Below are 24,933 nucleotides of genomic sequence, written 5' to 3'. Positions count from 1 at the left end.
TTAAAAAACTCAAAATGCAGCTATATACTTAAGTCCTACAGAAGGAATACTCATGACCAGAAAGCAGGAGCCCACCCTTGTGGTGGCGGCAGTCATTCAGCGAGACGGAGATCCCGCAGGTCGGATTTTGGTGGTTCGAAGAGGGCCTGATCAGTCCGGGGCGGGTTTTTGGGAGTTTCCAGGGGGAAAGGTCGAGCCGTCAGAGTCACCAGAGCAGGCCTTGATTCGAGAGATCCAGGAAGAACTGTCCCTGTCTATCCGGGTGAAGGAGCTTGTTGGGGAGGAAGACTATGCTTACCCAACCAAGTTGATCCGTTTGCGCGTCTATCGGGCGCTGGTGCGTGGGGATGAAGAGTTACAACTGACAGAACATGATGCCTTCAAGTGGCAGACCCTGGATGAAGTTCAGGTCGAGGAGCTTTCCGCTGCCGATCGGCCTTTTGTGGCCAAACTTCGCGGTCTTCTTTAGGGAAGCAGATAGGATCTTTCCGAGGAGGTAGGGAGGCGACAGAACTCGCGCTCGCCGAACCAGGCATAACGATTTTTTGCGACTATTTTATAAAGGAAGTCACGTAGAGGTCCAGGGATCACCCAAGCCAATGCGAAGAGTTTATAGATTCCACCCAAGTTGGTGAGAATTTTTAAAATAGCAGCAGAACGGTGGTGCAGTTTTCCTGCCTCAAAGTAGATCACTGTATCAAGTTTAGAGCGATCCTCAGGGGGAAGAAGGTCAATAGCAGTGCTCCCTTGGAGTGGGGCAAATAAGAACGTATGCTTTTGGTCGCGAGTGATCACGGCATCGACAAAACCGTTACAAAGATGGCAGACGCCATCAAAAAAGACCACATTTCGCTTTGTGAGCTCTACCTTTTCCATAGCAATTACAGCCTACAGTCCTTATAATAGATTATCAAGCCGAGGAGTCTTGTTCACATGGAAGTATTTCTTTTTCCACTTGTCAACGTGACATTATTCCCAAGAACAACGAAGCCTTTGAATATCTTTGAGCCTCGTTATCTCTCCATGATCAAAGAAGCTGTTGCGACCCAGACACCTGTGGCTGTTGGTTATATTGAAGACCCCTCCAAAGTGGTCCCGGTTCGCCCGGGTGAGAAGGTGCCTTTCGTGCGCGAGGTGGCTGGTTACGGCTATGTCCAAATCATTGAAGAACGACTGAATGGAACTCTTTTGGTCTTTATTCAGGGGCAAGGCAAGTTACGGCTGGGCAAGGTCTTGGATCGGGGTACGCCCTATATGGTGTGTGAGGGACAGATTATTCCTGAAAAGACCGTGCTGGAGCCAGGTCTTCGTTCGGAACTGAATTCTTTGCATAAAATCCTGACTCGTTGGATTCAGACCCATATTCCTGATCCCGCGCAACGGGATATTTTTATGCGAAACCTGACTCACCCAGAGGAAATTGTAGGAAGCTTTGCTTCCTACCTGGTGCGCGATTACGACTTGCAGCAGATGGTTTTAGAGTATGATGACCTTAACGAAAAGGTTCACTTCCTGCATCGCCTGATGGAATCCAACGAACTCACAACTTGAACAGCCTTAGTTTTTGGTGGTGCGGGCGAAATAGACCCACTGTAGCATCACGACCCAGATGCTGTGGGCGAGTGCTAGGTGCACGATCTTCATCCACACTGGGGCGTGCAAAAGCAAAGTTCCAATGCCGAACATAATTCCGAAAATCAGCAGCAGACTCATTTGCAGGGATCGTTTTTGGATGACCTGCAATTCCGCTGTCTGAGCCTTAAGCCAGAAGTAAAGCGCCAGTCCACCTCCGCCAAGTAAAGCCAGTACCGGGTGCAAGCCCCGGATGCGAATCAGAAAGTGCGAATCGCTGGAAAAGTCGGCCATAAAGCCGTCCCACAGATTCTCTGTCGGGAAAAGGGAGTTGGAAAGGGAGGCCCAGGCTCCCGTGATGCCGATGACAACAATGATCCAAGGGAAGAAGCGATAGACTTGCTTGGAAGAAGACGGTTGTTGTGTTTCGGCCTGAGAGAGAGCCGCGACTGCCACCAGAGCGACTGCGCCCGTCAGCATGAAAGAATTCACTTGATGCAGGGCCATCACAAAGGCGCGATAAGGAGTGTCGTTGGTGGTCACCAGTTTAAAAAGAACCAGCTTCGCACCCAGCAGAGCTTCGGTGATGGTGAATATCAATGTTGCCAGAGCGGCTTTGCGGGCGAAGTGTCCGGGTTGATAGATTTTGCGAGCCACCCACCAGAAGTAAATCACAACCAGACCATAGATGCCTGACATCAGGCGATGACCGTATTCAACCCAAGTCTTGCCACGCTCGGCCTCTGGAATCAGGCGTCCATGGCACAGGGGCCAGGTGTCGCCGCAACCATCTCCGGAGTGAGAAATACGCACCCATGCCCCCCAAAGAATGACGAGGACAGTGTATATAAGAAGGCTAAATGCAAATTTCTTGTATTGAGAGCGTGTCATAGGCTTTTGGAATTAACACGGGCCTTGGGATCGGTCAAATCTATAGAGGGGTGGCATTGACTTCAACGGTCTGAAGGGCGTTAAATGAGCTATGTCTGATTCCAAAAGTGCTCATCATCATCATTCCCACAGCCACGGTCATCACCACCATCATTCTCATGGCGCCGTTGTTGGCAGAATGAGTTTTGCCCTGGTATTGAACTTGAGTTTTGCTGTGATCGAGCTGATCGGGGGACTTTGGACGAACAGCGTGGCAATTCTCAGCGACGCCCTTCATGATTTCGGTGATGCCGTGGCGATGTTGCTGGCGATCATTTTAGAGAAAATATCGCACAAGCAGAGTGATGGACATTTCTCTTATGGCTATCGACGTTTTTCCACTTTGGGTGCGGTGATTACCGGAATGATTCTTGTGGTGGGGTCCATCTTTATTTTGATTGAGGCGGTGCCCAGACTCTTTGCACCTCAGCAGCCGCATGCCGACGGCATGATCCTGTTGGCTATTCTGGGTGTGAGTGTGAATGGCTTTGCTGCGTACCGTGTGTCCCAGGGAACTTCGCTGAATGAAAAGATGCTGATGTGGCATATGATCGAGGATGTTCTGGGATGGGTGATGGTTCTGGTTGGGGCCATTGTGATGAAATTCTTCGATGTGCCTCAGCTTGACGCTGGTATGGCGATCGCGCTGGCTTGCTGGATTCTGTACAATGTTGTTCGCAACCTTCGCGAGGCGATGAAGGTGTTTTTGATGGCATCACCCAGTCAAGTCAAGGTTGAGGATGTTGAGGCGGCACTTCTGAAAGTTGAGAAGGTTGAGGGTGTGCATCACGGCCACTTGTGGTCTTTGGATGGGGAACGCCATGTTTTCACCGGACACGTTGTGCTTTCTCCAGATGTGGGGCTTGCTGAGATTGAAAAAATCAAAGTTCAGATCAAAAAGCTGGTGAAAGATTTTGGCATTGTCGAAGCGACTATCGAAACTGAGATTTCCGGATCTCAGTGTGTGGATCCGGAACATCACTAAGTACCCTGGTTTAAATCTGCAAGTAAACTTAATTACTGTCTCATGATGAATCACGTCTCTTTTCGAGCCGTGATTTTTTATTTCTAAAAATGGAACGCTCAGATCGAACAGGCTCTGGGGGTCCTATTTTGTCGTTTCATCTCGAAACGTTGAACATTTCAAATTCAATATGCAGCGTCGGATAACTTAAAAATCCCGGGTATTTGCCGATAAGTAGTCTAGGAAAAAATAAGGAATCATTTATGGTAAATGCGGTACGTAATTCGAAGGGTAATGTCCTTTTGCAAATTCTGGCAGCCACTGCTGTGATGAGTACGTCGTTTTACTTCCTTACTAGCTACGTCATTGGGCAGAAGCAGCAGGTTGTGAAAACCAATAACATGGTAAAGCTTCGCTTTGCTATGAACAGTACATTGGATTATGTGATCTTTGGTGTTCGTCAGAAATATTGCTTCACTGATGATAATCTTCTTCTTAATAGCCCGGTGGATCAATGCAACCTGGCTCACCAGGGAAGCGTTGAACGCCTGATTATGTCGGTAGAGCAGGAAAACTTCATTCGTCAGCTGATTGCCAACGGCACGAAGGTGGGACCTGTTGATAAAAACAATATCCGTCTGCCGCAGATCAATCGCTATGTGCAGGTTAATGCCGTTACCGCCAGCCATCCCCTGTTTCCGGTTCTGAGTTCACTGAAGGATGTGAAAACAGACGGTGCTGTGGTGAAAGTGGATGGTGTTTCGGTAACTTTGAAGCGCGATGACAGTCCATATCTTCCGCGCTCCGGTCGTGAAGTTTATATGCGTATTACTGTGGCCTTAAAAACCGGTCCAAAAGCCACCGAGCCGATCCGAGTCGGGTCGATACCTCTGGTTCTGTCGTCGTCGGTTGTGATCTATCCTCGCGAAGTAGGGTCGTTCGCACTGTTGGTGCCGAATGACCTGCATTTGGATAAGTCCTGGGACTATGGCGTACCGCGAGGAGATGCGGCCCTTCATGTCTTCAGTAATCGTGCTGAACTGTCGGGTAGTCAGGGATTGGTGTTTCAAAGTCCGGTCTTCGTGAATCGCAATATCCATCTGCCCGTGGATGATGCCTCAGAAAAGGCTTCGCCTGATACGATTCGCTACAGTCCTGTGACCTTTGCGGATCGGGTCTATCTGGGCAACGGATGGGTTTACTCGAATAATAAGATGTATTCGCCACGTTCTTCAGGTGGCAATCTGGACCGTTTCTGGTCTGATGCGCGTACCTTCGGCGGATTCCTGAAGGGTATCGAGAACGATGGTGGTTTGGACCTGGGGCTTTCTTATTTTGCAAAGCTTATGACAGGAAATCCTCCGGACCCTAGCTTTATGAAAAAATGTATTGATCGCGGAATCAAGCTTGCGTCGAAAGATATGCTTTATGAATCGGAATTGACAGGTCGTCTGGATTCACAATGGACCAATAACTTTGATTACCGCATGGCTTTGTCGGATGGTAATAAATTTGTTCGACAGGATAATGCTTCCACCATTGAGTATTTTAACTGGGGTAATGGGACCGCAACAGCCGACGCAAAGAAAGCGGATGGTGTTGTGAAAGTGTCTTTGATCTTGGGTAACAGAGCTGTTGAGGGTCAATTGGACAGAGATGGTAAGTTGACTATGAAGGCTCCGGTCGGATCCCAAGAATACTACAATAAATTTATCGCAGCAGTCACTGATACTAAAAAAGTTTATGATCAGGCTTTGAAAGCTTACGATGCGTATCAGTCTGAATTGGATGGCTATCGTGCCGACTTGAAAACAGCAGAAACGGCCTTGGCAGCGGAAGAGAGTAAGCCGATTAAACCGACGAAAGCTCCGGCAAGCACGGAAACCTCGGGTACGGGTACGAGCTCAAGTGGGACGACGGTAGAAAAAACCGTGGATGCGGAAACCTCTGTGACGGATTCTGGATCCGGCTCGGGCTCTTCAACGACTATTAGCTATCAAGACCCGAAAAAGATCGATAGTCTTGAAAAGGAAATCGTAGAGTTGAAGGGGATTATTAAGACCTACAACAATACGACTTTGCCCAATCAGCAAACTAAAATTGATACGGCTTCTTCCGCCTACGATAAAGCCCGTTCTGAAAAGAATGCCTATGAGACCTTGGTGGCGAACCCTCCAACAGTGGTTATCGATGTTGACCCTGTTTATAGTCTGTCGGGGCGTTTGCAGAGTGACCGTTTGAGCCTCAATGTGAAATTCTCCAACGTAAAAAGCCTCATTGATGCTAACGGAAACTATGTTGATCCAGTGGTGCGTATCCAGGCTTATGATAATACTTTCTATAACAGTAAGCCGGTGTCGAATGACGGAGGAAACGGGGACCTTGTGCGCTATCTGAACTTTAAGGTAGCCTCCAATCGCACGCAGATTGAGCCTCCGAACCGAGTTTCGAAAACGGCGAATTCATCGGCAGTTCTGGATTTTAAAGAAAGTGATGTTGATTTCGATTCTCTGGATGAACAGTGTGAAAGCGCTCGTAACTCCCAGCCATCTCAGTCTTTCGGAAGTGCAGGTTGGGACGTGAGTTTTGCAGCGGGAACTCGCAGTTCCTGGAACTTTGCTGGTTTGTCCTCATCAAAATTGGGTACTGACCCTATTCTGAACGAGATCGTTTTCGATAACGCCAACAGAAGCAATGCTGTCTTTAATGTTCGCTCTATCGTGGGTAAGTGTACGATCAAGGCGAATTCCAGCTTTGTGACTGGGTTCTATACTTGTGATGAGTTGATAATTGAAGCCCGTAACTCGCCATTGAGAATTATCGGGACCTTTATCGTCGGCAGTATGAAAATACATCCTACCGCTTTGAAGTCCGGTATCGTCTGGAGTGCGATCTATCATCCACAGGCAACGCGCGAACTTCGTGCTGCCAACATTCTTAAATCGTTCTCAGGCAAGAACTGTAATGATGAAAGTGCAGAGCCCATCTGGCATCCGATTCCATCGGTGCAGGAGGTTGCTGACCGTCGGGGTTGCAATACCATCAGTTTGCGGGCGAAAGCCGACCCGTTCCAGTGGACGTCCGTGGATCCTGATTGTGGTTTGATGCCGAATGCTTCAAATACAACCTGTAAGCGCCGTTTGGTCCGCTTCTTCGTTGTTGAGCAGTCGCGGGAGGCAGGTCTATGAGAAAAATGACAGGAGTGATCACGAACAATCGAGGTCAGACGTTGGTTGAAGCCCTGGTAGGGTTTGGGCTGATTGTCATCGTCGGCTTTGCTTTCACCAGTGGTATGGTGTCGTTGCGAAATACCACGCGAAGTACCATCGAGTTGTCCTCCACGGATAAGCAGATTAATGATATTGCCGAGAATATCAAATCTGGGGTCGAGAACTATCAGGTCAATTTTGACTATAAAGAAGGAGCTTCCTCGGCGCTGGCGCCAGAGTCTTTACCGATGGCTTGGGACAACGGGATCTCAGTTCCGAAGGAAGAGTGTGATGCTTGTGCCGGGAGATACGGTTTTACGATTCAGCCTTATGAAAACTATCGTGGTTTGTATAAGGTGACTTTGCGGATGACTCATACCTCATGGAAAGAAAAGAACGAAGCTTTCCGTGACTATATTTTCGTGGTGAGTGCAAAATGATTAAATTTAATAACAATCGCGGTGTGACCGCCATAGAAATGATGATCGGGGTCGGGCTGGTGGCCATGTTGACAACCATTATGGTTTCGACTCAGCTCTTTGTAACCAAGGATCAGTTGAAGCTGAAGGATCAACTTGAAGATTCCATCGACACCAACTTGGCGGAGCGAATCCTGTTTATGGATTTCAACGGCATTGATCCTTCTTACAATAACCTGACCTTGCGGGACGATAATAAGCTTCTATTCTTTGACTACTATCCGGATCTTCCTGCGAACAGTGTACCCGGAAAGTTGGATAGAAATATTCAACTTGGTTTAGGGGCGGGCAGTACGCGTAAGGAAATGGTGGTGCTGGTCCAGGATTTAAAGGCAGGCCCTCTTGCCAATTATGATCCGGTGGCAGCTTATGAGGTTGGAAAAGCGCCGGATGACTTTAATACCCCGGCAACTTTGCAGTTCCAGGGGCTGAATAGAAATCGTTGGGTCTCTAATTTGTACCAAGCATCGAATCCTGAGTTCTGGACAAATGGTCGAATGTTGATGCTGGACACGCCAGCACGCTTGCGTCCAGTAGATGCATCCGGAGCTGTGGATATGAAGGTAGCACCTCGCAGCCCGGTCTATGTCGGGCTGATTAATGGCGATGCCGTTGTGAACGATTCGACTATTCGCGAGATGATTGATATGCGCAATCCGCAGACAAATGTTTTGATGGATAGTGTGGATACGTTCTTGCGACGTGCACCTTCTATTGGTGGTGGGCAGGCTATTGTTCGTCTGCGCCCGGTGCGCATGATCCGCTATTACGTAGAGCCGCAGAAAGACGAGACTCTTACAGGAACGCCATCATTTTTATACAAGCAAACCTATGAAGGTGGACGCTGGTCCCCGCCAATGTTGTTGGCGGATCGAGTGGAGTCTTTACAGTTAAAGCGCGATTCGGTTCTAAAGCGCATGATTTATTTCAAAGTTAATAAGGCGAAGAAAAAAGAAAACCAGGGACAGCAGACCGCAGGTCTGTAGTCCGGGGAGTGAGGGGGGATTATGAGGTACGTAAATTTCTGGGGGATTCTGGCAATCTCTGCGCTAAGTTTATCTGTGCAGGCAGCTGATAAAGATTTCCCCATGGCCGTGAACAGCGTGAGCTCCGGTGATACTGTGACTTCCGCACCAGCATCCGGGATGGTGACACGTTCGGGGAAGACCTCGACTGTTGTCAAAATCAATAACTCTTGCTTCGGGACCAATCTGCGCGGGGTGGGGAATCCGTTGGCGGCCAGTGCTATTGTGAATGCAAATCTGGTTGTGGCTATCGGTGGCAAAGACTATCCAATCTCGGTCAGCTACCCGGCGCTGGTGGTTCGCCCTGAAGGAATGGCGATGTCCGGTAAGATTCAAGAGATCGCTGCGTCTAACTATTCCATTCCCAACGGCGGTAAGGCTGCGATCTTCGGTAACTCCGTGATCCTGAATACTCCGATTCCGACAGGAGTGACGGTCGATGCGGCAGGGAATATCACTATTCCTCCGAACGAAGATGTTTATTTGAAAAGCTACAGCTTCAGTCAGACAGTTCAGAGCTGCAATGGCGGCGCTGTTTACGGTGGCTATGGCTATTCTTCTTATACCCCGACATATCCTTGTGGTGACTACATGGGTAAATCCGGGCCTGTCTCGGCTTCATTTGGCGGGATCTCAGTGTCCTCGGACAAATCCAATGTGGAAATTAATATCGCTTTCCCAGGTGAAACCGGGTTCTGCGGTGGTTATTGGTCTCCACTGATGGTGTTCTTCGACGATGGACGTCCAGAGTTTAAAAACACCAGCAATTTCCCTTTGAATCCGTTTGGCAAAACACATTGGCCGGATGCGGGTTCCCCAGGTTGGTTCGTGGCTCTGGATCGCGATAAGTCGGGCCTGATCGACAAGAAGGATGAACTCTTCGGTGACAATGCTCATGCCCAGAATGGTTTTGAGGTCTTGAAAAAGATGGATACCAACCGTGATGGGGTGATTGATCACCGTGATAAGGACTTCAAAAAGCTGGTGATCTGGAACGACAAAAACGGTGACGGTATTTCCCAGAAAGAAGAAGTTGAAAAGCTTCATAAGCGCATCGTTAAGATCTCTTTGAAATACAAAGAGAACATTGTGACGCCGCTGGGACCTCACGCGGAAGGTCGTGAAACTGCTGATTTCTGGTTTAAGGAAAAAGGCAAAATTAAAAAAGGTCAGATCGTGGATATCTGGCTGGCGCCCGTGGAAATGCGCCTCAGCCAGAAGTAGGAATCACTTTAGAAGTTCCTGAATCTGTTTTTCCAAAGCCTGTGTGTCCTTGGCATCAAACCCCCGATGCATGGCCACAGGCTTTAGTTTTTTGTCAAAGACGTACAAGGTGGGAAGTGCCTTCACCTGAAAATCTCCGACTGCCGACTTATCCTGATCAAAGAAAAGTGGAAATTGAATCGGCATGCTTTTTAGAAATGCATCCCGTTCCGCGATGTCATCGTCTTCGTTGATTCCAATAACCACCAGCCCCTTATCTTTGTATTTCTCGTAAAGCTTGTTGTAGTGGGGCAGGGCTTCTTTGCACGGGCTGCACCAGGATGCCCAGAAGTCCACCAGAACAACTTTTCCTTGCAGATCCTTGATGCCTGAAAGGCTGTGGGTGTTCAGTTTAACTGCAGGCAGTTTTTTAAATTCAATAGCAGGCACAGCGTTCTTAGCAAAAACCGGAATGCCGCCCAGAAGTAAAGAAACAGTCAGGATGAATGTTTTCATAAAGCTATGATATCCTCTCAGTGTATTTCAGTAACAGATCACGTCCGCGAATTTTGGCCCGTAAAACGGACAGAAAGATAAAGACCCCGCCGGTTTTTCGATCCAGAAAAATCATCTCTCGTGGAGGAGATCTGAAGTGGAAACCGCGGATAATCTGGAAGACTTTTTTGGAAAGTCTTTGTGGCAAAGTCGTGTTCTTCCAGTCATACGTGCCATCAACATCAATCTGGCCGGCGCTGTTGCGCGGATCAGAATACTCGATAAAAGGCTCGACAGTTTCAAAGCAGAACTCTTCAAAAAGTTTTTTCAGTTCCGGATCATCGTTGTCGCGAATAAAGCGCAGGTCGTGCGCAGCCTGCAGGAAAAGATCGCGATCATTTAGCAGGGACCCTTTCACCATACGACGGTAAGGAGTCAGGAAAGCCAGGTCATAAGCGCGTGTGGCTCCAAAATCAAAAAGAACCAGTTGGTCCCGACCTTGAGGATCAATGCGAATACGATAGTTCCCCGCGTGAGGGTCGGTTTGAACGACACCCCATTCAAAAACCTCCTTGAAATAGAGATCCAGAAAGTTCAACGCCAGCCGATTGCGGCGCTCCTGGGGCAGACTTTGAATTAACGTATCATCGGCGCGCAGGCCGCGCTCAAAGGAGGTCGCCAGGATTTTGGGGCCCGAGAACTCGCGCAGAACTTTAGGGACCACATAACGGGAGTCACCCGCCAAGCGTTCATGGAACTGCTCGGTCAGTTGTGCTTCCAGCTCATAGTCGGTTTCCTGAACCAGCATTTCGCGAACTTCCGCAAAGATCGGGTCCATGTTGAAGTCTTTAGGGAGAAGCTTCAATGTGCTCAGCAACGTACGAATCGCCCGCAAATCACTGTCGATGGCCCGATCCACATTGGGATACTGGATTTTCAGAACAATGCTTTCGCCAGTCGCTTTGATACGGGCCCGGTGGACTTGCCCCATCGAGGCTGAAGCCAAGGCCTCTTTCTCGATTTCCAAAAGCTCTCTTTTTTCGGGTGGAAGATTCTTAATCAGACTCGGTTCAATAGCCTCCCATGAAAGAGGCGGCGAGTCGTGTTGCAGCGACTTCAAAAGCTGATTGGCTTCTGGCGGAAGAAAGTGCTCTCCATACATGGAAAGCATCTGGCCGGCCTTCATCAGGCTGCCTTTAAGTTCGCCCAGTTCTGAGCTGATGTTCAGGGCTTGATTTTGCAGAAGCTGCTTCCAGGTTTCTTCTTTGCTCTCTTTGTTTTTTAGGGCAGTTGTAACACCATGTTGCGCAATAGAGGCCCCGGCCTGAAGCGTGAGTTTCGCCAAGGAAAGACTGCGGGAAAAAACAGAGGACTTGATCTTGTCGATCTGTTTATTTTGTTTTTTGGCAGACTTTTTGTCGTCCATAGGTTGCTAATTTACCTTAAGTCTCTGAAATGTTAAACTTTTATTGTTATGTCAAAAATCACATTGTTTTGGTTCCGCAGGGATCTTCGTCTTGATGATAATGCAGGTCTCTATCATGCCCTTAAAGAGCATCAAGACGTGCTCCCCCTCTTTATATTCGACACAGAGATTCTGAGTAAGCTCGAAGACACCACTGACGCTCGTGTGACCTTTATTTATGACACTGTGTCCGAACTGAAGGAACAGTTACAGAAGAAATCTTCGGATTTGTTGGTGCGCCATGGGAATCCTTTGGAGGTCTTGCAGGAGCTGGCCGATCGCTTTTCCGTGCAGGCCATCTACACGAACCACGATTATGAGCCTGTCGCCCGAAAACGAGATGAGAAAATCGCGACCTGGGCCCGACGGCAGAAGATTGATTTTAGAACCTTCAAGGATCAAACCCTGTTTGAAAAGGACGAGATTCTTACGGACAGCGGGAAGCCCTATACCGTCTTTACGCCCTATAAAAACAAAGTTTTAAAACACTTGAATGGATTTTACCTGAAGTCCTATCCCAACGATCTGTACGAAAGCAGCTATCTGAAAGTTCGCAAGGGCGAGCCGATGTTGAAATTGCAAGAGCTGGGATTTGTTAGAAGCAAGCTGGAGTTTCCTGCTCTGGATCTTTCCACCAAAATGCTGAAGTCTTATGCCAAAGAACGGGACTTTCCTGCGAACGGCAAAGGAACTTCCCACTTGGGATTGCATTTGCGTTTTGGGACAGTCAGTGTGCGAGAACTGGCTCGGGAAGGAATGAAATATTCCGAAGTCTGGTTGAGCGAACTTATTTGGCGCGACTTCTTTATGCAGATCTTATGGCATTATCCACAAGTTGAAACTCAAAGCTTCCGTCCGGAATACGATAAAATTGCCTGGCGTCGAGCGCCCAAGGATTTTCAGCGCTGGTGCGAGGGAAATACCGGATACCCCTTGGTGGATGCGGGCATGCGAGAATTGAATGCCACTGGTTATATGCACAATCGAGTGCGAATGGTGGTGGCCAGCTTTCTGTGTAAGCACCTGCTGATTCACTGGCGGGAAGGTGAAAGGTATTTTGCCAAAAAACTTTTGGATTATGATCTGGCCGCGAATAATGGCAACTGGCAATGGGCTGCGGGCTCAGGCTGTGATGCAGCTCCTTACTTCCGTATTTTCAATCCATCAGCCCAGCTGGACAAGTTTGATCCAAAAGGGGAGTATGTGAAGAAGTGGGTTCCAGAGTGGGAAACTGATGAATATCCGGAACCGATGGTGGATCACAACGAAGCCCGGGGGCGTTGCCTGCAGGCGTTCACGAAAGTTTTAAAAAAATAGGGGACGACATGCGCATTCTGATAACCGGAGCCACGGGTTTGATTGGACGAGAGATTGGAAAAGTTCTTGCGGAAAAAGGGCATGACCTTTTTGTAGTCAGTCGCAATGAAAAGAAAGCCAAAGAATTATTGCCATTCCCATGTCAGGTTATCGAGGGGGACCTGAGTCATTCTCCTTTGATGGACTCTCGTCTTGAAAACATTGAGGCGGCAATAAATCTGATGGGTGAGCCTATTGCCGGCAGTCGCTGGACGGAAGAGAAAAAGAAAAAGATTTATGACTCACGAGTGACCGCCACTAAAAACCTGGTGCAGTCTTTACCAAAAAACCTGAAGGTGTTGGTGTCGGGTTCGGCGATTGGTTTTTACGGCAATAGCGGAGCCGAGGTGCTGACTGAAGACGGAGTTGCCGGGCAGGATTTCCTGGCCAAGCTTTGTAAAGAGTGGGAAGCTGCGGCGGCCAGGGCCCCAGGGCGCACGGTCTTCGTTCGGACCGGCGTGGTTCTCGCTCGCCAGGGTGGAGCCTTGGATCAGATGCTTTTCCCGTTCCGCAGTGGGGTGGGAGGAGTTCTTGGCAATGGTGAACAGTGGATGAGCTGGATTCACCTCAAAGACATTGTAGGTTTGTTTCTTTTGGCTCTGGAAAATCCTCAGGCTCATGGGCCGATGAATGGGGTGGCGCCGTTTCCGGTGACCAATCGTGAATTCTCAGAATCCCTGGCTTATGCTGTCGGGTCTCGTTTGGGACCGGCAATTCCGATGTTCGCATTGAATCTGCTTTTTGGAGAGTTGGCTCAGGTGCTGGTGACATCCAATCGAGGTTGTGCAGATAAATCCCGGGAGTGGGGGTATAAGTTTCACTATGACGAGCTGAAAGAGGCGTTAGGTGAAATTTGCGCGCCCTTTAAACAGGGCGAGGAAGTTTTTGTTGCCGAGCAGTTTGTGTCAGTCCCTCCAGAAAAGCTTTTCCCGTTTTTTAAAGAAGCGCACAATCTTGAAAAGATCACGCCTCCTACCTTGAATTTTGAAATTGAAAATATGTCGACGCCGGAGATCGGCCAAGGAACCAGGATTGACTATCGCCTGAAGATCCATGGTGTGCCTGCCAAGTGGAAGACGGAAATTGATGAGTGGCAACCGCCATTCAAGTTCGTGGACAATCAACTCAAAGGTCCCTATCGACTATGGCATCACACGCATGAATTCCGTCCGTTTTGTGGGGGAACTCTTTTAGTGGATCGAGTGCGCTATCGTATGCCGATGGGGTATCTGGGGTGGCTGATGGCCAGTCATTTTGTCCGAAAAGACGTGGAAAATATCTTTGCGTTTCGTCGTAAATTTATCGCTTCAGAAAGCTTTCACAGTCACATCTGATTTCGTCGAAATTTTACTGGCGGTTGCGCAGTTCACGCAGATAGCGGAACTGCTCTTCGTCCTGCGCCATCAGAAATGGGTTTGTAGATATTTCAGTCGACAAGACCAATGGCACACTGGGCCGTTGTTGGCTTCGTTTAGTGCGAAGATCGCTGGCGTATTGATCCAGGGCCTCGGCATTGCCAAGAAGGGGCGTGTTGTCTTCTGAAGAAAGGATGCGGCAAAACTGGAGGTTGCGCTCGGTGTATTCGTGGGTGCAGAAAACTAAGCTCTCTGGCGGCAGATTCTTGATTCGTTGCAGGCTGGTATAGGCTTGGGCAAAGCTGCCTTCGAACAGTCGCCCGCATCCCAATCCGAACAGGACATCGCCAGAGAAAAGCCACTGGTGCTGGGGCTCCCAATAAGCAACATGCCCCAGAGTATGACCGGGCAGCTCCATGATTTGAAAAGAAAACGGCGCAAGGTGGATAGAATCGGCTTCTTGCACATAGTGATCCGCAAAGGGAATTTGAGTCTTGTTTTTTAAAGGCGCATAAACCGGGCACGAGAAGCGTGCTTTCAGCTCCTGAACTCCGCCAATGTGATCTGGGTGATGATGAGTCAGAAGAATGCCTTTAAGTTTCAGGTCGTGCGAAGTCAGAAAGTCTATGGCGGCAGAACTTTCTCCCGGGTCAACAACAAGGGCCGAGCTTGAGGCTCTGTCCACCAAAACAAAGACATAGTTATCCTCAAAGATGGGAAGAAGTTCGACATATTGGTTTTTATTCATAGATATCCCCCTGTCAGGGACAGTGTCCCAGCTTCGAAGGCCTGCGACAAGACCAAGGTGTGTTTTGAGTTCCTGCATAACTGGTCTTGGGGGCCAGCGCAAAATCTTATATCATAGACGTTTATATGAAGATTAAAGTTGAGTTGGACGGACGGGATTTTATTGAAGTGCAATGCCAGGGGGATGACCCTCAGGCGCCCGGTGCCGTTGAGAAAGTTTCAATCATGGGTTGCTCGCAGTTTATGGATATGATGCAGACGATGAGAAAGCATTTCGGTGCTGATCTGAAAAAGTGGCCGCTGCCAGAAGCGCAGGATCACTCCAGTTTGCTATTGCGGGAAATGATTTTGAAGCTGCGTGGGGAATGGGTTTTTCCTTATGGCGAAGAAGAGCTTTGTCATTGTCGTTCTGTGGCGGCACACACTGTGGACCAGGCGATTATCGCCGGGGCTCACACTACGGATGTGGTCAGTCGTCAGACGAATGCCAGCACCAATTGCGGCACTTGTCGTCCGGAAGTGCAAAAGATCATCGATTTCCGTCTAGGTAAAAAAACAGCTTAAAACTTATTCATCCTTCTTGGGTGGGGGAGCTTTGCCGGTCAGATCCTCGACAATTTTCTCGGGGAAGGTGCCGGTCTTTAGGTAATGCTCCAGCAGGGGGCCTAATTTCCTGCGGCAGGACCCACCACAGGGGCCTACCCCTGCGGAAGTGGTATCGAAAATATCATTCAGAGTGGTCGCGCCATCACGGATGGCCTGCTCAATGGTCTCACGACTGACATTGTTGCATCGGCAAATGATTTCGGTTTTCTTTTTGGCGCCCATGAATCAATTGTAATGCCCCGCATCTGAAAAAGGTACCCGAGATCCCTAGTATTGCTAAGCGTCATAGATACATTGAAAAGAGCCCAAGAATCCGGTACAACATGTGTCCTTCTAACACTGGAGCTGAAATGGCTAATGGTACTCTTGATAAACTTCCTATGACTATCCGCGGAAAAGCTTTGCTTGATGCTGAGCTTAAGAAGTTGTTGTTGGAGGAAAGGCCTTCTGTGATCTTGGCCATTGAGGAAGCTCGTGCTCAAGGGGATATCTCTGAGAATGCAGAATACGAAGCTGCTAAAGAGCGTCAGGCGATGATCGAAGGTCGTATTGCTGAAATTCAGGGCAAACTTGCCGGCGCTGACGTTATCGACACCTCTGCGATCAAAGCAGATCGCATCGTATTTGGTGCTTTCGTAAAGATCGTTGATACTGAAACTGAGGAAGAGTTCGCGTACCAAATCGTAGGCGTGGATGAAGCAGATGTTAAAAAAGGCATGATCTCCATTCTGTCTCCGTTGGCGCGCGCGCTGATCGGCAAAAAAGACAGCGACTCTGTAACCGTACAAAGCCCGAAGGGCGATAAAGAATTCGAAGTCATCTCTTTCGAATATAAGTAATCTCTTGTCGGTCCATGTCCTTCCTGTGAGAATGAGACATGGACTCGCGCAGACGTTTATCCGATCGACATCTTATTGCTGAACAGCCGGGAATGACCATTCTGTTGATTGGTTTAATCATGGCTTTTTTTCTTGGGTACACCACCAAATCCCTGCTGTCGCCTTCGCGAATCGCCGCACGCATCGAAAAAGCAGCCAGCCATATTCACAAAGACGTCAAAGTCAGTTTTTCCTCCGCTCAACTTAGCTTAAACAACGGCATCCTGCCACGTTTTGCAGTGATCATTTCCAACGTAAAAATGGAAGCGACAGAAGCATGCTGGGGTTCGCCCGTGATGGAAATTGACGAGCTTCGCCTTCCTCTTTCGATCATGAGTCTGTTGCGCGGAGGGGCTCCTGTGCGCACGATTGAAGCCAACACCATGGCATTGACTCTGCGTTCGGACCCCACTCATTGTTCTCCGGAAGAGTCTGAACAAGTAAAGGCGGTTCCGACTTCGCGTCCTGCAGTGACGTTGTCTCCGTCAGAGCAAAGTAATAAATATCGCAATGACATTCGCGGTGTGTTCATTCGCACTTTGCGCATTTCTTCTGAAAAACATCCTCAATATTCCACCGAACTGATGAACTTCGCGGTGAAGGTGAAGTCTTTTGAACCTAAGGTTATCGAGGTCACTGCCAAAAGCCATCTGCTGAAAGATCGTCAGGTTGGAGACTATTTGTCTCATGCAAACCTGTATCTGCAGTACAAGGAATCTCCAGATGCGACCGTGCAGGCGCACTTTTTCGGGAATTGGCGTGAGGGGCACTACAGTGTGATTGCCAATTATAATTTGGGTGATCAACTGCTGGCGATGGAAACCGACCTGAAACATATTCCTCTCAGTCAGATTCTGGCTATTTTGCAGAAGTATGATCTGGCTTCCAAGGAGCTCAACGGCCGCCAGGTGTGGCTGTCCACCAAGGCCCGTTTCTCAGCACCGCTGGATGAGATACGTACTTCCCCTTTGGAAGTGCGTGATTTGAAAATGGAAGGGGATTTGGGGGAAATGTATGTTGAAAGAATCAACATCTCCTCTTTAGAGCCTCTGAAATACGACCCTATCCGCATCGATGTAAAAAAACTCGATGTTGAAAAACTAATGGTGTTGCTGAATCGCCCGAAGGAAACCGGGATCTTGGGAAATCTGGGGACTTTCTCTGGGCGGGCCGAAATAATTTCGGATCAAAAAATGCGCATGACGGGCGAGCATACGGGGCTGGAGTTTGTATTTTCAAACAAAGGTCAGCGTGAGCTTCAGGTGATTGAAACCATGACTGGCGACGTGAATCTGGAAAAGGATTTATGGACTTTCCAAATCAAGCGAGTGGAACCCAGAGGCGGTGTCTTCGTTGGCGATGTGCGCTTCCGTGCGGACAGGGATTTTAAAGAACTGGAAGTGAAGTCCCATATTGATGAACTGTCTTTGGCATTGCCCGTACAAAAGCTGATGACCCATGGTGGAAGTATTGGCCTGCTTAGTATGGATGGGGATTTGCGTTTGAAAGAGGGCAAGGTTCAGCTTTTGAAAGGTCTTGTTCGTTTGCATTCTATGGATGTGGAAGGGGTCAGTTTTGGAAAGACCAAAGCCAACTTCGACTGGGTCCGTGATGAGGTGGTGTTGAACACCCAAATTCAATCCATGAAAGTGAGTCCGCTCTCTCCGACAGCGCAGGTCTTAAAACAGGTGACGCTGAACTCGTGGTGGAAATCCGGAGATCTGTCTTTGCAGTCTGTCAGTGGTGTTATGCAGTCTGATAACTTCCAGCATCTTTCATGGAAGCACTTCCATGGGCAGGTTGGTAAAACCGGCCGCCTGATGACTGATGGGGCCTGGGATGACAACGCTCAGTTGAAGGGCGCTGTGACAGTGAAAGATGGCAGAATTCAGCGTCGCTGGCAGATACAGGGAAGTCGTGAACAGCCTGTGTTCGTGGAAGAAAAATGACAGCACTGATCCTGAGCGCGCTCTTCTTGGTGGGGCTTGTTTATCGCCATAAAACCTGGAAGGCCTTGCCGTGGCCTCAGACCGCTTTGCGACCGCCGCCTCTGCAGGCACATCGCGGCTATTGGAAAGCGGGAGCACAGGAAAACACTTTGGCTGCCTTTGAGTCAGCAAAAGCTCGCGGGTTTGAAATGTTTGAACTTGATGTGCGTCTTTCGGTTGAAGGAATTCCCGTGGTGTTCCACGATGCGGATCTGCAGCGTTTGGGCGGGCAGCACAAAGATCTTGTGGCTCGTACTACAGTGGAAAATCTCAAGGCCTGGGCTCAGGTTTGTACTCTGGAAGAGGTTCTTACTTCGCCGGATGTCCCACGCTTTATCAATATCGAAATCAAATCCAATCGGATCTGGAATGGGACTTTGGAGAAATCAGTGGCAGCATTGATTCGCAAACACGCTTGCGAATCCCGCGTGATTTTGTCCAGCTTTAATCCTTTGTCGGTGTGGCGGATGGGACAGTTGCTTCCCTCAGTGCCACGAGCTTTATTGGCGACCCAAGAGGATGAGCCTGAAAATAAGATCTACCTTCGTCAGATGTGGTTGGCGCCCTACATCGGCGTTCATGCACTCCATCTGGATCAAAGCTATGTAAAGCCCGAGGAGGTTCAGCACTGGAAAAAGCGTCAGGTGCCAGTCGCGCTGTGGACGGTGAATGATCCTGTTCAGGCGCGAGATTATCTCCAAGCCGGAGCATTCAGTATTATTTCTGACTCTGTGGCAAAAGTAGATTCATAATTCTAAAAAACACCAAAGCCTTCATGGTTCTAAGTAAAAGCTTAGCTCCGTGAAGGCTTCAAAGACGAACGTCAAAACTCAATTAAGAATTATGTGTTTCGTTTTGTTTTTGTGTCTGACCCACGTTTTGTTTATTTTGGTGGGACACTTGCTGGTTGTCGTGGATGTCTTTGGCATCAACGTCGATCTCGTTCAAACCTTGTTTGAACCCGCGGATGGCTTTACCCATAGATTGGCCTAATTGAGGCAAACGACTTGGGCCGAAAAAGATCAAAAAGATAACAGCAAGAAGAAGAATGTGTGTAAGGCTAAACTCACCCATGGGGGTCCTCCCGAATGTCTTAAAGTGTACACTTTTTAGACCTGTCTGGGAGGAAAATCAACGCCTGTCTAGAGTTATTCTACCGGCATTTCGATAATTTCCACCTGGTCGGCATCGGAGGCCTCTTTTTCCAAGGCATCAGAGCTTTCCTCAGTACCTACCGCAACAACCTTAGTTCCTTCTGAGATGGTTTGAACCGGCATTGCGTCGTCAGAGGCTACAGGCGCCTTGGCAGGAAGCTGTTTGGCGATCCCTTTGGTAGCAACAGGGGCCTTTTGAACCTTTGCTGTAGGAGCAGTGCGGGCCTTTTTGGAAGCTCCAGAACCCATCTTTTTAAGCTCATGGTCGTATTTGGCCTTTAGGTCAGAGAGCTCCTTTTGATAATTTTTTCGGATTTCATCCACCTGACTATTACGAGCTTCTGTGATGCAGGAGGAGTACGTCTGCAAAGCGGCCTCTTTGGCTTGAGCGCGGCAAGTCAGCTCCGCAGAAGTTTGCGGCAAGGCAGAAAGTGAGAAGAAGACTGTAGCGAAGAAAGATAATATCGTTTTCATATCAACCCCATTTAACAGACTCACATATAACAAGATCTGTGCCGTCCCGGAGTGCCCTCTAATAGGGTTTGGCCTGGGGGGCCTTGTGTTTTTTACAGCCTTGAACAGCCTTTTGTCGGCTCCCTTAGTTGGGATAAACGGCAAATTACATAGTGGGGGATGGTCAGCAACAGGAGTAAATTGAAGGTAAAGGGTGCCACTGTGATGAATTCAAGAGTGATGCTTTTATGCCTTTTGTGTTGCTGCACCGATCTTCGAGCAGAGCCATTGAGTGTAAGTTCTGAGGCGAATCGGGTGCCTGTGCCCTGGGCGGTTACCGACTGGGAGCCATTTTATATTCTGAAGGGCCCCAATACTCAGAGGGGGCGCATGGATCGCCTGAAAAAAGCCTTGGAGGAACGCATGGTGCGCTATCAGTTCACGGATCTGTATGCGGATATGCCGCGCACCCTGGAACTGTGGAAGCAAAAGAGAAATGTCTGCTCGGGAGCCGCTTTAAAAACTCCCGAGAGAGAATCGTGGGCTTACTTCACAGCCTTTTCATATCAGGTGCCTCATCGTTATATGGTGGTGACCGCACATTCTGACTTTATAATGGGGCTTCCGCAGGAGCCATCTCTGAAGACTTTGTTGAATCAAAAAAAATGGAAAGGCGTTTTCGTTCGGGATCGTTCTTATGGAGAGGAAATCGATCAGATACTGAAACAGGCGGAGAAGAGGACCCCGGTCTTCATAAAAAACACCAGTGAGGGGTATATGGCTTTGCTTCAGATGATTGCAAAAGGTCGTTATGATTATACCATCGAATATGAATCTGTAGTCCGGGCTTTTAATGAAAAGAACTACCCTGCTAAACCATTGTTGATCAAAGGCATGAAAGAGTCGTCATCAGCGGTGGTCTTTTATCTGGCTTGCACTAAAAATGAATGGGGCCGGAATGTGGTTCTAAAGGCCGATCAGGTTTTACAGAGTCTGGCTGGAACCAAGGAATATCAAAGTGCGGTGGAGTCGTGGCTGGATGGTGAGACCTTGAAAAACAGCCGAAAAATTCTAGATGAATTTTATCAGAAAAGAGCCAAGGGACCGTGGACTACGGTCCCTGAAAAAGCTTCTAGCGGCGAATTGCCTTCGGATCAATAGCATCCTGCAAGCCGTCCCCAAGATAGTTGAAGCTGACTGTGGTCAGGAAGATCAACAAGCCGGGCAGAATTGCCAGGAACGGAGCCTGATAAATTAGCTCTTGGGCATTGTTCAGCATATTCCCCCAGCTTGGTGTTGGAGGCATGATGCCCAGGCCCAGGAAGCTCAAGGCAGCTTCAAACAAAATAGATTCACCCACACCCAGTGTAATGGCCACTAGCATCGGTGCAATTACGTTCGGGAACATATGGCGCACAATGATGGTGCTGTCTTTGGCGCCTAAAGTGCGCGCCGCCAAAACGAACTCGCGTTCACGAATGGACAAGATACTTCCGCGTACCAGACGAGCCACTGACATCCACGAGAACAAGCACAAGATGATAATCATCTTAAAGATACTTTCATTGGATGTGCTGATGATCGCTTTCAGCCAAGGAATCTTGGACATATCAATTGCCGCAATGACAATCAGAACTGGAATGTGAGGCAGGGATAACAAAGCATCCGTCACACGCATTAGAACTGTATCTACAAGGCCGCCATAGAAGCCCGCGATACTGCCAATCAAAAGGCCGATCAATGCCGAAGCAATTGCCACAAGGACACCAACACCCATGGAAACACGGGTTCCATAGACCAGACGGATGAAAACATCGCGTCCCAGTTCATCGGTGCCGAATAGATGGAAGGTCTCAAAGGATTTAAACAACGAGATCAGTCCGGCGGCTTCCTTTAAAGACAAAGATTGCAAAGCAGAGATAGCTTCCGTGGTTTCTTTGGCGCCCAACTCATAGATTGCGTCGGCTTCAGCAACAGCCACGATCTCTTTTGTCACTAGAGCTTTTTGAACAGCATCAGCGGCTTCAGGATTTTCGGTGATGAATCTTTCAATCTCAGTTTCGCGAACGTCCTGCCCCACCTGAGCCGTGGTGAGCGGAGCCAGATAGCGATTCCCCACGTTTTGCGCATCCGGATCAATGTCCGTGATGCTTTGGATGGTCCCTGCGAAAATGGCGATCAACATAAATATAGTGATGATCACAGCACCTGTTACCGCCAGCTTATGATCCATAAACTGAGTCAGGACCATTTTCCACATCGGTTGAGCTTTTTCCAGCTCTGCACGATCTTTGGAGGACAGTTGATTGGTTTCGATTTCAACTTCGTTCATTGTCATTTCGCTCATATGCAACAGATCCTATTGGTAAGAGATGCGTGGATCCGCAAAACCGTAAAGAATATCTGCAACCAGGTTCATTAGCAGAACCATACTTACAGAGATTACAAATGAAATCATCGCCACATTGTAGTCATTGCCGATGATGGAATCATAAACCAGCTTTCCAACGCCTTGGTAAGCAAAGACAGTTTCAGTCAGGATGGCTCCCGAGAATAAACCAGAGAAGCTCAATGCCAGAATGGTAATCAGAGGAATCAATGCATTCCGGAAACCGTGCTGCCAGATCACCGTGGAGCGGGAAAGACCTTTGGCGCGCGCCGTACGGATAAAGTCATTGCGCATGGCCTCGAGCATGGTGGAGCGGGTGTAACGGGAGAATCGGCCGATCTGCTGGATCGACAAGCTCAACACCGGAAGAATCAGATAGATGGAGCGGTCTTTAAGGTCCGCCCAGAAACCCATGTTTTCAGCGCCAATGGTTTGAGTTCCTCCTGCGGGCAGAAGAGGGAACTTTACGGCAAAGAGAATAATCAAAACAATCGCCAGCCAGAACGAAGGAATGGAGATCCCCCCGAACGAGAACAGATTCACCACATAGTCAGTTCGACTGCCGGGCTTGAGTGCCGACAGGACCCCCAGTGGGACAGCAATGGCGATAGAAAGAATCAAAGAAATAGCAGAAAGTAGGAAAGTATTCCAAAGACGAGGACCCATCAGTTCCTGAACTGGAACACGATAGGTACGGCTGTAGCCCAGATCTCCCTGAAGAATGGAGCCCATCCAGCTTGCATAACGCTTGTAAACGGGTTGATCCAGTCCATATAGGGACTTCAAACGGGCTACGTCCTCAGCCGTGATCTTGGGGTTGGAGGCCACCATCATGTCCACCGGATCACCGGGCATTAAGCTCATCAAATAGAAACACACGTAGGATAGGATCACTATCACAGCAAGTGTCTGCAAAATGCGGCGGGTGATAAATGTCGTCATAACAGGGTCCTCCAGGAATCCAGGATCTAGTTCAAATTCCAGTCTTCGATATTGTTAGTTTCGTAGAACTGGTGGCCAGCCATTTTGTAATTCTTAAGATTTTTAGGAGTTACAGAAATGTCTGAGCGGTAGTAAAGAGGCAATACCGGTACTTCCGCAGTGTAAAGCTTCAGGATTTCGTGAACCAGGTCCGCACGTTTTTTTGCGTTGAACTCCAGATCCAAAGCCTCCAGGTTTTTATCAACAGTGGCGTTTGTCCAGCCATGATAATTCTGTCCAGACCAGCCGTTGCTGTTGTTTGGGATAGCCTTGGAATAAACTGTAGAACGCGGACTGTTTTCCGGAGAAGAAACCCAGGCAAACAAAGCCAAGCCGTCGAATTTTCTCTTAGACATAGTGTCGCCGAAGAAAACACGTGCCGGTTCATTCTTGATTAGAACTTCGATACCAGCTTGTTTCCATTGGTTTTGCAGGTAAACCTGAACCAACTCACGAGTTTTGTTACCCGCAGTTGTTTGGAAAACCACGGAAAGCTTCTTGCCGTCTTTATAACGGTAGCCATCTTTACCCATTGTCCAGCCAGCAGCATCCAAGAGTTTTCCTGCTTCACGTTTGGAATAACGGTAAACAGTGATGATTTTTGGATCCGCCGTGAACCAAGGATCTTTTGGGGATACGTTGTGCAAAGCCACTTGTTGTTTGTTTTCAAACAAGGCTTTTACCAGGTCTTCGCGGTTGATGGAATACAACAACGCTTTACGAACGTTTACATCCTTCAGGATGGGGTTGTCCAAACGAAGATCAATGTGCTCGTAAGTCACAGACGGCACAAAGTGGGTGTCGAAAGCCAGTTTTTCAGCTTTGGCTTTTTTATCGAACGCCAAGGCTTGATCCAGGTCCAGACCCAAAGTGGAAATCATGTCAATCGTGCCAGAACGCAGATTGGCTTCCATGGTGCCGGTGTTCGGGATCAACTTAACAATCACTTTTTTGATATTAGGTTGTTTGCCGTAAAAATTTGGATTTGGTGCAAATGTCACGTGAGAACCCAATTTTACGTCGCTGATCACATAAGGACCATTGTAAAGACCTGGGTTGGTCGGGTTACGAACGTAGTTGGAGTTCTTCTCGTAGCCTTCTTTTTGTTTGGAGTACTTGTCAAAGACAGGTTTTTCCAAATGAGTTGGAACCGGGAAGAATTGCGCCAGAGTGAAGAAATCCCATTTGGCTTTTTCGTATTTGAAAGTGCACTTCTTTGGATTTTTAGGATCGATGTCGATCTTTTCCACTTGAGTCCACTGTTCTTTCTCACCCACGCTCACAGTCGGGCTGGTTGCGATAGTGTGAGATGTGATGAAGTCCTGGCAGATAACTGGTTTGCCATCGCCCCATTTAGCGCTCTCGATGATCTCCCAGTTAGCAACAATCTTCTTCTTGCCGCCTTCTTCGATGATCTTCGCAGTGCCTTTTTCCAAAGACGGGATTTCTTTGGCAAGTTGAGTGACCCATTTGCCTTCTGGAGTCAAAACCACCAGAGAACGGCCCACCATGCGGTACATGTAAGCAGAAGCCGACATGGACATAATTAAAGGATTCATTGTTTCGAATTCTTGAGAAATACCGATTTTAAGTTCGGCATTCGTCGGTGCTGCAACGGCCTGAATGCTGAGGCCTAAACCCGCAACCAGACACAGTCCTTTGGCAAATTTCTTCAACATTACTT

General features: G+C 48.5%; 25 protein-coding genes. 14 read left to right on the top strand and 11 right to left on the bottom strand.

The features are described from left to right. The first annotated feature begins 52 nt into the window (after window positions 1-52). Window positions 53-469, top strand: coding sequence for a (deoxy)nucleoside triphosphate pyrophosphohydrolase (locus tag ACES2G_RS09995; protein ID WP_374000070.1), 417 nt, complete (start codon window positions 53-55; stop codon window positions 467-469). Here the strand turns inward: ACES2G_RS09995 and ACES2G_RS09990 are convergent. Then, window positions 466-876 carry a thiol-disulfide oxidoreductase DCC family protein gene (locus ACES2G_RS09990; protein ID WP_347356644.1) on the bottom strand — a complete coding sequence of 137 codons (411 nt, stop codon included), beginning with the start codon at window positions 874-876 and terminating at the stop codon, window positions 466-468. The two genes, ACES2G_RS09995 and ACES2G_RS09990, sit on opposite strands and share 4 nt — an antisense overlap. Before the next feature lie 57 nt (window positions 877-933). On the opposite strand from ACES2G_RS09990, the gene ACES2G_RS09985 reads away from it, so the two are divergent. Then, a complete protein-coding gene (locus tag ACES2G_RS09985) occupies window positions 934-1,551 on the top strand; it encodes an LON peptidase substrate-binding domain-containing protein (protein WP_347356642.1) in 618 nt (205 codons plus the stop codon). Window positions 1,552-1,557: 6 nt separating this feature from the next. Here the strand turns inward: ACES2G_RS09985 and ACES2G_RS09980 are convergent, their stop codons facing one another. Then, window positions 1,558-2,385 carry a heme A synthase gene (locus ACES2G_RS09980; protein WP_374000069.1) on the bottom strand — a complete coding sequence of 276 codons (828 nt, stop codon included), beginning with the start codon at window positions 2,383-2,385 and terminating at the stop codon, window positions 1,558-1,560. 169 nt (window positions 2,386-2,554) lie between these two features. Here ACES2G_RS09980 and ACES2G_RS09975 point away from each other — a divergent pair, with 169 nt between their 5' ends. From ACES2G_RS09975 to ACES2G_RS09955, 5 genes are all read left to right on the top strand, one after another. Then, window positions 2,555-3,487: a cation diffusion facilitator family transporter gene (locus ACES2G_RS09975; RefSeq protein WP_347356640.1), complete on the top strand. Its 933-nt coding sequence runs from the start codon at window positions 2,555-2,557 to the stop codon at window positions 3,485-3,487. Window positions 3,488-3,729: 242 nt separating this feature from the next. Then, window positions 3,730-6,654: a hypothetical protein gene (locus tag ACES2G_RS09970; RefSeq protein WP_347356638.1), complete on the top strand. Its 2,925-nt coding sequence runs from the start codon at window positions 3,730-3,732 to the stop codon at window positions 6,652-6,654. Continuing rightward, a complete protein-coding gene (locus tag ACES2G_RS09965; protein WP_347356637.1) occupies window positions 6,651-7,115 on the top strand; it encodes a type II secretion system protein in 465 nt (154 codons plus the stop codon). The genes ACES2G_RS09970 and ACES2G_RS09965 overlap by 4 nt, the downstream gene beginning before the upstream one ends. Then, entirely contained in the window at window positions 7,112-8,140 is a 1,029-nt protein-coding gene (locus ACES2G_RS09960) for a hypothetical protein (RefSeq protein ID WP_347356636.1), read from the top strand. Before ACES2G_RS09965 ends, ACES2G_RS09960 begins: the two co-directional genes overlap by 4 nt. A 21-nt stretch (window positions 8,141-8,161) precedes the next feature. Beyond that, window positions 8,162-9,403, top strand: coding sequence for an EF-hand domain-containing protein (locus ACES2G_RS09955; protein ID WP_347356634.1), 1,242 nt, complete (start codon window positions 8,162-8,164; stop codon window positions 9,401-9,403). A gap of 3 nt (window positions 9,404-9,406) precedes the next feature. On the opposite strand, the gene ACES2G_RS09950 is transcribed toward ACES2G_RS09955, so the two are convergent. Continuing rightward, window positions 9,407-9,898 (bottom strand): TlpA disulfide reductase family protein, encoded by a 492-nt coding sequence (locus ACES2G_RS09950; protein ID WP_347356632.1) that lies wholly within the window; start codon window positions 9,896-9,898, stop codon window positions 9,407-9,409. A gap of 4 nt (window positions 9,899-9,902) precedes the next feature. Further along, window positions 9,903-11,303, bottom strand: a complete 1,401-nt coding sequence (locus tag ACES2G_RS09945; RefSeq protein ID WP_374000068.1) for an ABC1 kinase family protein — start codon at window positions 11,301-11,303, stop codon at window positions 9,903-9,905. 48 nt (window positions 11,304-11,351) lie between these two features. On the opposite strand from ACES2G_RS09945, the gene ACES2G_RS09940 reads away from it, so the two are divergent. Both ACES2G_RS09940 and ACES2G_RS09935 read left to right on the top strand, forming a co-directional pair. Further along, window positions 11,352-12,659, top strand: a complete 1,308-nt coding sequence (locus ACES2G_RS09940) for a deoxyribodipyrimidine photo-lyase (protein WP_374000067.1) — start codon at window positions 11,352-11,354, stop codon at window positions 12,657-12,659. 8 nt (window positions 12,660-12,667) lie between these two features. Further along, complete coding sequence (locus ACES2G_RS09935; RefSeq protein WP_374000066.1) at window positions 12,668-14,032, top strand: TIGR01777 family oxidoreductase; 1,365 nt, start codon at window positions 12,668-12,670, stop codon at window positions 14,030-14,032. Window positions 14,033-14,045: 13 nt separating this feature from the next. Here ACES2G_RS09935 and gloB read toward each other — a convergent pair whose 3' ends face one another. Further along, entirely contained in the window at window positions 14,046-14,801 is a 756-nt protein-coding gene (gloB, locus tag ACES2G_RS09930) for a hydroxyacylglutathione hydrolase (protein ID WP_374000065.1), read from the bottom strand. A gap of 125 nt (window positions 14,802-14,926) precedes the next feature. On the opposite strand from gloB, the gene ACES2G_RS09925 reads away from it, so the two are divergent. Further along, entirely contained in the window at window positions 14,927-15,364 is a 438-nt protein-coding gene (locus tag ACES2G_RS09925) for a bacterioferritin-associated ferredoxin (RefSeq protein WP_374000064.1), read from the top strand. A gap of 3 nt (window positions 15,365-15,367) precedes the next feature. On the opposite strand, the gene ACES2G_RS09920 is transcribed toward ACES2G_RS09925, so the two are convergent. After that, window positions 15,368-15,628, bottom strand: coding sequence for a (2Fe-2S)-binding protein (locus tag ACES2G_RS09920; RefSeq protein ID WP_347356623.1), 261 nt, complete (start codon window positions 15,626-15,628; stop codon window positions 15,368-15,370). A 128-nt stretch (window positions 15,629-15,756) separates the two neighbouring features. On the opposite strand from ACES2G_RS09920, the gene greA reads away from it, so the two are divergent. From greA to ACES2G_RS09905, 3 genes are read left to right on the top strand one after another with little or no spacing between them, the layout of a single operon-like run. After that, window positions 15,757-16,245: a transcription elongation factor GreA gene (gene greA / locus ACES2G_RS09915; protein ID WP_347356621.1), complete on the top strand. Its 489-nt coding sequence runs from the start codon at window positions 15,757-15,759 to the stop codon at window positions 16,243-16,245. A gap of 38 nt (window positions 16,246-16,283) precedes the next feature. Next, on the top strand, window positions 16,284-18,233 hold the full coding sequence (locus tag ACES2G_RS09910) for a hypothetical protein (protein ID WP_374000063.1): 1,950 nt from the start codon (window positions 16,284-16,286) through the stop codon (window positions 18,231-18,233). Beyond that, window positions 18,230-19,024: a glycerophosphodiester phosphodiesterase gene (locus ACES2G_RS09905; protein WP_347356618.1), complete on the top strand. Its 795-nt coding sequence runs from the start codon at window positions 18,230-18,232 to the stop codon at window positions 19,022-19,024. The genes ACES2G_RS09910 and ACES2G_RS09905 overlap by 4 nt, the downstream gene beginning before the upstream one ends. 82 nt (window positions 19,025-19,106) lie before the next feature. Here the strand turns inward: ACES2G_RS09905 and ACES2G_RS09900 are convergent, their stop codons facing one another. Together ACES2G_RS09900 and ACES2G_RS09895 are read right to left on the bottom strand one after the other, a co-directional pair. After that, window positions 19,107-19,346 (bottom strand): twin-arginine translocase TatA/TatE family subunit, encoded by a 240-nt coding sequence (locus tag ACES2G_RS09900; RefSeq protein WP_347356616.1) that lies wholly within the window; start codon window positions 19,344-19,346, stop codon window positions 19,107-19,109. A 74-nt stretch (window positions 19,347-19,420) separates the two neighbouring features. Next, window positions 19,421-19,900 (bottom strand): hypothetical protein, encoded by a 480-nt coding sequence (locus ACES2G_RS09895; RefSeq protein WP_347356615.1) that lies wholly within the window; start codon window positions 19,898-19,900, stop codon window positions 19,421-19,423. Between the two features lie 294 nt (window positions 19,901-20,194). Here ACES2G_RS09895 and ACES2G_RS09890 point away from each other — a divergent pair, with 294 nt between their 5' ends. Continuing rightward, window positions 20,195-21,040: a TIGR02285 family protein gene (locus ACES2G_RS09890; RefSeq protein WP_374001894.1), complete on the top strand. Its 846-nt coding sequence runs from the start codon at window positions 20,195-20,197 to the stop codon at window positions 21,038-21,040. Here the strand turns inward: ACES2G_RS09890 and ACES2G_RS09885 are convergent. Genes ACES2G_RS09885 through ACES2G_RS09875 form a run of 3 tightly spaced genes read right to left on the bottom strand, consistent with a single transcriptional unit; the run spans window position 21,012 to window position 24,928 of the window. Then, on the bottom strand, window positions 21,012-22,226 hold the full coding sequence (locus ACES2G_RS09885; protein WP_347356613.1) for an ABC transporter permease: 1,215 nt from the start codon (window positions 22,224-22,226) through the stop codon (window positions 21,012-21,014). The genes ACES2G_RS09890 and ACES2G_RS09885 overlap by 29 nt on opposite strands. Window positions 22,227-22,238: 12 nt before the next feature. Continuing rightward, a complete protein-coding gene (locus ACES2G_RS09880) occupies window positions 22,239-23,210 on the bottom strand; it encodes an ABC transporter permease (RefSeq protein WP_347356611.1) in 972 nt (323 codons plus the stop codon). Between the two features lie 26 nt (window positions 23,211-23,236). Next, window positions 23,237-24,928: a peptide ABC transporter substrate-binding protein gene (locus ACES2G_RS09875; protein ID WP_347356610.1), complete on the bottom strand. Its 1,692-nt coding sequence runs from the start codon at window positions 24,926-24,928 to the stop codon at window positions 23,237-23,239. Window positions 24,929-24,933 lie beyond the last annotated feature (5 nt).

This window comes from Bdellovibrio bacteriovorus (genome assembly GCF_041888015.1).
Taxonomy (GTDB): domain Bacteria; phylum Bdellovibrionota; class Bdellovibrionia; order Bdellovibrionales; family Bdellovibrionaceae; genus Bdellovibrio.
This window is presented reverse-complemented; position numbering and strand designations above follow the sequence as displayed.